The following is an 8,633-nucleotide window of genomic DNA, read 5'->3' on the forward strand; positions in this document are numbered from 1 at the left end:
ACCTCGGAGCAAGCCCATGAGGTATTCAAAGGAAACAAATTTAACTTATTTCGACACAGAGTCCTTTGGTAAATTCAGAACAGTCTCTGAGGAATTAAACCCTCTATGAAGGATTAAATTTCGCTTTTTTACTTCCTTGGTAAATCTCGTATTTCAATAATTTACTTTCTAGTTTTCCATTAAAAAGTCGGATTCTTCTAGAGGGGCGAAGTCCTACATTTTTAATTGCCTCCATATTTGAAGTTATAAACCATGCATCTGTATTTGGGTAACTTTGCTTTAAAGTATCCCCTATTTCGGCATAAAAAGCTTCCATATCTATTTGAAGTCGCTCTCCATATGGCGGGTTAAAAACCATATGCAATTTCCCTTCTACATTTTTTTCTGAAGCAAAGAAATCTTGTTGCTCAATAGAAATATATTCAGATAAATTAGCATTTTTCACATTATCTTTAGCTTTCATTACTGCTGATGGCGCTTTATCGAAACCATAAATTTTATGATGAAATTCGCGTGTTTTCTTCAAACTACTTTCTACAATTTTTTCAAAAAGATCCTCATCATAATCTCTCCATTTTTCAAAAGAAAACTCTCGCCTATTAATATTGGCAGGAATATTACAAGCAATCATTGCTGCTTCCACAGGAATGGTTCCACTTCCGCACATCGGATCTAAAAAATCTGATTGCCCATCCCAACCACTTAGCAACAACATTCCAGCTGCCAACACCTCATTAATTGGCGCAATATTAGTAGCTGTTTTATAACCACGCTGGTGTAAGGATTGTCCAGAACTATCTAATGAAACATTACAAAAATCCTTTTGAATATGAATATTAATTCTTAAATCTGGGTATTTTAAATCTACATCTGGACGCTTCCCTTCCGTATTTCTAAACTTGTCTGCAATAGCATCCTTCGTTTTTAAAGCAATAAATAAAGAATGATTAAACTTTTCTGAATTTACAGTTGCATCAATTGCAAAAGTGCTGGAATGAGACATATACGCTGTCCAATCCATTTTATAGATTTTATCGTATAAGTCTTGTTCATCTCTAACCTTAAAACTGTGAATCGGTTTAAGAATTTTAATAGCGGTACGCAAACATAAATTTGCCTTGTACATAAAACCCTTATCGCCTTCAAAAGAAACATTCCTAACGCCCTTCTCTATGTTAATTGCTCCAAGTTTAAGGAGTTCTTTTTCTAAGATTTCTTCAAAACCAAACATGGTTTTGGCAACCATTTTAAAATTATTAGACATCGTATACCTACTTTAAAATACAAAAATACATTAATTTAGCTGTCTTAAATAATAAATACTAGATATGCCCGTCAAAAACGGGACTTTTTATATGTTAAACTACATACTTCCCATATTAGCAGTACTTTTAGGCTATATAATTGTTACCCTATTTAAAGTTAAAGAAAAAGATAGTCTCAAGCTTTTATTAGCTTTTAGTGGTGCTTTTTTATTGTCTATCACTGTTTTTAATTTATTTCCTGAAGTATATCACCATGGAAATCCAAAAAAAACAGGCGTTTTTATAATGTTTGGAATATTGCTTCAAATTTTTCTAGAATTCTTTTCTAAAGGAGCAGAGCATGGCCATGTACACCTTCATGATGATATGCACAAATTCCCTTGGCTCCTTTTTGTCAGCTTAAGTATTCATGCCATTTTAGAAGGATTTCCCATACACGATCACGATACGCTGGTTTATGGAATTATAATTCATAAAATTCCTATTGCCATTATTCTGAGTACCTTTTTTATAAATGCTCAAATGAGTACTACCAAAATTGCTTCTTTTTTAATTCTTTTTTCACTAATGACACCTTTAGGAAGCTTTATAGCTAATAATTTTGAAATAGCACAACAATATTATCATGAAATTTCTGCTGTAGTAATTGGTATCTTCTTACATATTTCTACTGTTATTTTATTTGAAAGTTCTGAAGGTCATAAATTTAACCTCAGAAAGCTAATTGTAATTCTAGTAGGAATTATAATTGCGTATTATATTTAAGCTTTGAAATAAGTGCATTATTCAACAAAACTAAGTCAACTTTATACTACCAAACACTATTTTACTAATTCTATAAAATATTATTGTTGTTCGATAAAAGCTAACGGAATTTATTGAGCTACACTTATATCAAGGTTCAAAATGAGGTTTTCAAGATAGGCCCTTGCTATTCCTAAAAATGAATAAAAAAAGAGTTTTTAGTAATGTTGCTTTTTAAAACTACATATTTTAAGATAGTTAAAATATGTAGTTTTTGTTCTTTTTTCTTATAGTGAAGAGGTCTTGTATTTTTACTCGGACATTAATAATAAAATATAAATCCCTACAAACCATAATTCAATTCATGATTTGTAGGGATCAATAAACTACCTTGAAGCAGGCTTTAGAATATTCAAATCTCGATTATCGAGTAAATAATATTATCAATCTCATTTAAGATAAGGATACATCATCCCAATGAACAATTTTATTCTGATGCATTGCATCTATCCCCATTTGTACAGCAATAGCAGTATTCCCTCCAGTTACAACATTAGAAATTGGTTGTTTATTAGTCAAAATACTATCTCTAAAATCCATTAAAGCTTGCTTACTTGGATCTGCATGATGAATATTTAAAGGAATTCCTTTTCCTTCTTCCCAACCTGTTGTAATGGTGGCACCAGAAACTCCATCCACATCTCCAACAACCTTTTTAGCATTATCATACTGTCCCTCAGGATAAAACCAAGCCTGAGTATAATCTAAAATTATGGTTCCTTTATCTCCTATAACTTTAATCTGGTAATCGTCTTTAGCATTAGATGTTAAGCAAGTAAAAGTAGCTTTTACTCCTTTAGGATATTCGTACATTAAATGCACATTATCATAAGTTTCTCGTCCATCTTTCCAATAATCAATACCACCCATTCCCATAACACGCTCTGGAGTAGATTTAGTTACCCAGTTTGCAAAATCTATTTGATGCGAACATAGCTCAGCCACCAAGCCACCAGAATATTCTTCGTACATACGCCAATTAATAGCACGCTCAAGCGATGGGTCTGGCACTGCTCTTCTCCAATCCCAATTACGATTCCATTGACTTTCAAAAGCAGTTATATTCCCTACTTTTCCTTCTTCAATCATTTTTACAACTTCAACATAAAGCCTAGAACTATGGTATTGATGTCCTGTTTGAACAATTTTCCCAGAACTTTCAGCTAGCTCAATAAACTCTTTTATTTCTTTGTAACCCCGTGTCATTGTCTTCTCACAGTAAACATGCTTTCCTGCTTTTAAGGCATCCATTGCTATTTTACCATGCGTAGCAAAAGGGGTTGATACAAGTACTGCATCAATATCTTTATTAGCTAATAATTCTTTATAATCTGTATATGATTTAGCTTGTTTCCCTGCACGTCTTAATCCATTTTCTAACCTAAAAGGAAGAACATCACAGCAAGCTGCAACAGTTACTCCATCAATTTCATTTAAAAAAGGAATTAAACCACTCCCTCTATCTCCTGTGCCTATTACAGCTATTTGTATAGGTTTATCAAAATTGTATGTATTGGCAGAAAGTGTTCCAAAAACTGTTGTAGCTGCAACTGCTGCACTACTCTTTACTACAAAATCTCTACGTTTCATTAATCTAGTCGGTATTTTTAGGGGTTAATAATAAAGCTTTTTGAAAATAAATATTTATAAAATTCTAAAGCGTGTACGTACCTTATTTTTAATAAAAAAGAAGGGTTGTGAAATTAAACATAAAATCATGAATAAAAAACCATATTAACATTCTCTTTTACAAGAATTGAAATATTTTTGCCTTTATATATAAAAAAATATGTTCAGTAGAGAAGAATCTAAAGCATTACGAAAAGAATTTTGGATTTCATTTGGTAAATCATTTCCTAGAAAGTGGGTTTTATACAATACCAAAATAAAGGACTTCTCCTTTAAATTCGATTTTACTACCAAAAAGGCATTGGTAACTCTGGATATTGAAGACTCAAATCTTGAAAACAGAATTAAATATTATGAAAAACTAGAATCTTTAAAGGCAGTACTAAAAGAAAACTACCTGCCTAATATTATTTATGAAGACATTTATTTTTTAGAAAACGGAAAAGAAATTTCTAGAATCTATATAGAAAAAGACGGCGTGAGTATTCATAACAAAAATACTTGGCAAGAAACAATGGTTTTCCTAAATGACACCATGATAAAATTTGAAGAATTCTATTACGAGTTCGAAGATTTCATTAAGGCATAATCTGCTTTCAAAATTTTAATAAGCTCTAATAACGTCCAATATCATAAAAAAGTGAGCTATAGCCCCCGCTAAAACAAACAAATGCCAAATTACATGATGAAATGGAATTTTCTTGATTGCATAGAAAACAACTCCTACCGTATAAAATACACCTCCCAACACCAATAGCAATAACTGATTTTTAGACAAAACCTCCATTAGGTTTTTAAAATCAAAAACAATAAGCCATCCCATTGCTAAGTATAGTAATAGCGACAAGCCTTCAAACCTACCGGTAAAAAACAATTTTAAAATAATTCCAATAGCTGTAATTCCCCAAACAATCCAAAAGAAATACCAACCAATACCATTTGCAAGCGGAATTAAGCAGATGGGAGTATAAGTACCTGCTATTAAAAAGTAAATACTTATATGGTCAAATTTGCGAAGTAAATTTTTAGTTTCAACAGACTTTACATAATGATATATCGTGGAAATTGAAAACAATAAAAATGCAGAAAGTCCATATATCCAAATACTTAAAGTAGCATAGCTTGTTTTATTACTATTATAAAAAATTAATAGCATCAACCCGACAACACTTAATAAAGCTCCTACCCCATGCGTAAGCACATTCCAATATTCTTCTTTAGCAGACTGTTTCATAGTTCAAAAGTAGAATAATATCCTCAGATTTGATAAAAGCTTGATAGATTGTCTGATGTTTTTAGGGTTAGTGGGGAGTCAGAACGGCTATTTGCTTTAAGCTATATGCAGTAAGCAGTAGGCAGTAGGCGGTTTTTTTTCAAAGTGATAAAATCTTTCAATTCTTCAATCTTTCAATTTCCAATGTATTTCCTTAAAAAAAGGCAAAAAAAAATCCCCATCAAATAAATGATGAGGATTCTAAAGAAGGCGGCGACCTACTCTCCCACGAAAACGTAGTACCATCGGCGCTGGCGGGCTTAACTGCTCTGTTCGGAATGGGAAGAGGTGAGCCCCGTCGCTATAACCACCTTAAATCTTAAAGCCTCCCCCAACCCCCTCCCAAAGAGGGGGCTAGGTTAATATTGCCCATTGTCCCTCCCAAAAGAGGAGGTTAGGTGGGGCTTTTAATAAGTTAACATATGGAGATAAAAAAATACTAGATCATAGATTCTAAAAAAAAGAAAGATAGAAGTAAAAAGAGTTTGCGCCCTCTTGCTCTTTGCAAAAGCAAGAGGACTACTGTACATAAGCTTACGGGTTATTAGTACTACTCGGCTATGACATTACTGCCTTTACACCTATAGCCTATCAACGTGATCGTCTCTCACGACCCTTTAAAGAAATCTCATCTTGTGGCGGGTTTCGCGCTTATATGCTTTCAGCGCTTATCCCTTCCCAACATAGCTACGCTGCAGTGCTCCTGGCGGAACAACAGCTACACCAGCGGTTAGTCCAACTCGGTCCTCTCGTACTAGAGTCAGATCCACTCAAATTTCTAACGCCCACTGTAGATAGAGACCGAACTGTCTCACGACGTTCTGAACCCAGCTCGCGTGCCACTTTAATGGGCGAACAGCCCAACCCTTGGGACCTTCTCCAGCCCCAGGATGTGACGAGCCGACATCGAGGTGCCAAACCCCCCCGTCGATGTGAGCTCTTGGGGGAGATCAGCCTGTTATCCCCGGCGTACCTTTTATCCTTTGAGCGATGGCCCTTCCATGCGGAACCACCGGATCACTATGCTCTACTTTCGTACCTGATCGACTTGTAGGTCTCTCAGTCAAGCTCCCTTGTGCCATTGCACTCTACGCACGGTTACCAAGCGTGCTGAGGGAACCTTTAGAAGCCTCCGTTACTCTTTTGGAGGCGACCACCCCAGTCAAACTACCCACCACGCATTGTCCTTCTTAGAAAGAAGTTAGGCTTCAAATAAGTAAAGGGTGGTATTTCAACAATGACTCACACATACCTGGCGATACATGATCAAAGTCTCCCACCTATCCTACACATCACTTATCCAAAGTCAATACGAAGCTATAGTAAAGGTGCACGGGGTCTTTTCGTCCCACAGCGGGTAATCGGCATCTTCACCGATACTACAATTTCACCGAGCTCATGGCCGAGACAGTGTCCAGATCGTTACACCATTCGTGCAGGTCGGAACTTACCCGACAAGGAATTTCGCTACCTTAGGACCGTTATAGTTACGGCCGCCGTTTACTGGGGCTTCAGTTCAATGCGTCGCCGAAGCTAACATCTCCCCTTAACCTTCCAGCACCGGGCAGGTGTCAGGCCCTATACATCATCTTTCGATTTAGCAGAGCCCTGTGTTTTTGATAAACAGTCGCCTGGACCTTTTCACTGCGGCCCTTAATAAATTAAGGGCGACCCTTCTCCCGAAGTTACGGGTCTATTTTGCCTAGTTCCTTAGCCATGAATCTCTCGAGCGCCTTAGAATACTCATCCCAACCACCTGTGTCGGTTTACGGTACAGGTTGCATATATCGCTTTTCTTGGAAGTCGATTCGCTGGATTATCACCGCAGCCGAAGCCTTAGTGTACTATCGGAGTGTTACCAGCTCCTTCAACGTGCTATTCCGTCAGCACGCACCAACTATTCGCCTCCGTCACTTTTATCTATATGCAAGTACAGGAATATTAACCTGTTGTCCATCCACTACCCCCTTCGGGTTCGCGTTAGGCCCTGACTAACCCTCAGCTGATTAGCATAGCTGAGGAAACCTTGGTTTTTCGGCGTGCGGGTTTCTCGCCCGCATTATCGTTACTTATGCCTACATTTTCTTTTCTAAACAGTCCAGCAATCCTCACAGATCACCTTCTACCCAGTTTAGAATGCTCCCCTACCACTTGTACCAAGTACAAATCCATAGCTTCGGTGGTATACTTATGCCCGATTATTATCCATGCTCGATCGCTCGACTAGTGAGCTGTTACGCACTCTTTAAATGAATGGCTGCTTCCAAGCCAACATCCTAGCTGTCTAAGCAATCAAACCGCGTTTTTTCAACTTAGTATACACTTGGGGACCTTAGCTGATGGTCCGGGTTCTTTCCCTTTCGGACATGGACCTTAGCACCCATGCCCTCACTGCCAGTAAACATTTTATAGCATTCGGAGTTTGTCAGGAATTGGTAGGCGGTGAAGCCCCCGCATCCAATCAGTAGCTCTACCTCTATAAAACTATAAACCAACGCTGCACCTAAATGCATTTCGGGGAGTACGAGCTATTTCCGAGTTTGATTGGCCTTTCACCCCTACCCACAGGTCATCCCAAGACTTTTCAACGTCAACGGGTTCGGGCCTCCACTATGTGTTACCACAGCTTCACCCTGCCCATGGGTAGATCACACGGTTTCGCGTCTACTACTACTAACTAAAACGCCCTATTCAGACTCGCTTTCGCTACGGCTGCGTGACTGAATCACTTAACCTCGCTAGTAAAAGTAACTCGTAGGCTCATTATGCAAAAGGCACGCCGTCACCCAAAAAGGGCTCCGACCGCTTGTAAGCGTATGGTTTCAGGATCTTTTTCACTCCCTTATTCAGGGTACTTTTCACCTTTCCCTCACGGTACTGGTTCACTATCGGTCTCTCAGGAGTATTTAGCCTTGGCGGATGGTCCCGCCAGATTCATACAGGGTTTCACGTGCCCCGCACTACTCAGGATACTGCTATCAATAACGGTCTTTACTTATACGGGACTATCACCCTCTATGGTTTGTCTTTCCAAACAATTCTAATTCATAACGCATCAAATATCGCAGTCCTACAACCCCAAAATTGCCGTAACAAGTTTGGTTTGGGCTAATCCGAGTTCGCTCGCCGCTACTATCGGAATCACTGTTGTTTTCTTCTCCTCCGCCTACTTAGATGTTTCAGTTCAGCGGGTTTACCCTCCTTACGGAGTACTATACCTTCAGTATAGTGGGTTGCCCCATTCGGATATCTATGGATCATTGTGTGTGTGCCACTCCCCATAGCTTTTCGCAGCTTATCACGTCCTTCATCGCCTCTGAGAGCCTAGGCATTCCCCATACGCCCTTACATAGCTTATTGTACTTTTTGCTCTTTTATTCTATTCTATTTTTTTTATACAATCAATCGTGCAATCAATTATATAATAAGATTCTTTTCTCTATAGTCTACTTAAAAGGTATTACTTTACGTAATACTTTCTCGTATCTCTTTATCTCAATATGTCAATGAACGTTTTAAAAAAGCTATAGGCTTTAGGCTATATGCGTTAAGCTTTAAACTTTTTTTTTGAAAACTCAGCCTATAGCATAATGCTTACAGCCTAAAGCTTTCCAAGTGGAGAATATCGGAGTCGAACCGATGACCTCCTGCGTGCAAGGCAG

The 8,633-nt window shown here is 37.8% G+C and carries 5 protein-coding genes, 1 tRNA gene and 2 rRNA genes (1 of these 8 only partly in view); 2 read left to right on the plus strand and 6 right to left on the minus strand.

Going from position 1 to position 8,633, the window contains the following annotated elements; translation table 11 throughout:
* Positions 1 to 103: 103 nt before the first annotated feature.
* A complete protein-coding gene (locus JOOMADRAFT_RS10025; protein ID WP_008613008.1) occupies positions 104 to 1,264 on the minus strand; it encodes a THUMP domain-containing class I SAM-dependent RNA methyltransferase in 1,161 nt (386 codons plus the stop codon).
* Between the two features lie 91 nt (positions 1,265 to 1,355).
* Here JOOMADRAFT_RS10025 and JOOMADRAFT_RS10030 point away from each other — a divergent pair, with 91 nt between their 5' ends.
* Positions 1,356 to 2,030, plus strand: coding sequence for a ZIP family metal transporter (locus JOOMADRAFT_RS10030; RefSeq protein WP_040879671.1), 675 nt, complete (start codon positions 1,356 to 1,358; stop codon positions 2,028 to 2,030).
* Positions 2,031 to 2,462: 432 nt separating this feature from the next.
* Here the strand turns inward: JOOMADRAFT_RS10030 and JOOMADRAFT_RS10035 are convergent, their stop codons facing one another.
* Positions 2,463 to 3,659: a Gfo/Idh/MocA family protein gene (locus tag JOOMADRAFT_RS10035; RefSeq protein WP_008613012.1), complete on the minus strand. Its 1,197-nt coding sequence runs from the start codon at positions 3,657 to 3,659 to the stop codon at positions 2,463 to 2,465.
* 199 nt (positions 3,660 to 3,858) lie between these two features.
* On the opposite strand from JOOMADRAFT_RS10035, the gene JOOMADRAFT_RS10040 reads away from it, so the two are divergent.
* Positions 3,859 to 4,287, plus strand: coding sequence for a DUF4268 domain-containing protein (locus JOOMADRAFT_RS10040; RefSeq protein WP_008613014.1), 429 nt, complete (start codon positions 3,859 to 3,861; stop codon positions 4,285 to 4,287).
* Positions 4,288 to 4,302: 15 nt separating this feature from the next.
* On the opposite strand, the gene trhA is transcribed toward JOOMADRAFT_RS10040, so the two are convergent.
* From trhA to JOOMADRAFT_RS10060, 4 genes are all read right to left on the minus strand, one after another.
* The gene (gene trhA / locus JOOMADRAFT_RS10045) at positions 4,303 to 4,932 is read right to left on the minus strand and encodes a PAQR family membrane homeostasis protein TrhA (protein WP_008613016.1); all 630 of its coding nucleotides are present in this window, start codon (positions 4,930 to 4,932) and stop codon (positions 4,303 to 4,305) included.
* Positions 4,933 to 5,176: 244 nt separating this feature from the next.
* Positions 5,177 to 5,286 (minus strand): 5S ribosomal RNA (gene rrf, locus JOOMADRAFT_RS10050).
* Positions 5,287 to 5,496: 210 nt separating this feature from the next.
* Positions 5,497 to 8,330 (minus strand): 23S ribosomal RNA (locus tag JOOMADRAFT_RS10055).
* A gap of 257 nt (positions 8,331 to 8,587) precedes the next feature.
* Positions 8,588 to 8,633 (minus strand) — tRNA-Ala (locus JOOMADRAFT_RS10060) (it continues 28 nt past the right edge of the window).

The sequence above is a fragment of the Galbibacter orientalis DSM 19592 genome, assembly GCF_000260115.1.
GTDB lineage: Bacteria > Bacteroidota > Bacteroidia > Flavobacteriales > Flavobacteriaceae > Galbibacter > Galbibacter orientalis.

Bases quoted from the DNA above. Each gene is read 5' to 3' on its own strand.
- JOOMADRAFT_RS10040 (WP_008613014.1), top strand. From the start codon at position 3,859: ATGTTCAGTAGAGAAGAATCTAAAGCATTACGAAAAGAATTTTGGATT.
- JOOMADRAFT_RS10035 (WP_008613012.1), bottom strand. From the start codon at position 3,659: ATGAAACGTAGAGATTTTGTAGTAAAGAGTAGTGCAGCAGTTGCAGCT.
- trhA (WP_008613016.1), bottom strand. From the start codon at position 4,932: ATGAAACAGTCTGCTAAAGAAGAATATTGGAATGTGCTTACGCATGGG.
- JOOMADRAFT_RS10025 (WP_008613008.1), bottom strand. From the start codon at position 1,264: ATGTCTAATAATTTTAAAATGGTTGCCAAAACCATGTTTGGTTTTGAA.
- JOOMADRAFT_RS10030 (WP_040879671.1), top strand. From the start codon at position 1,356: ATGTTAAACTACATACTTCCCATATTAGCAGTACTTTTAGGCTATATA.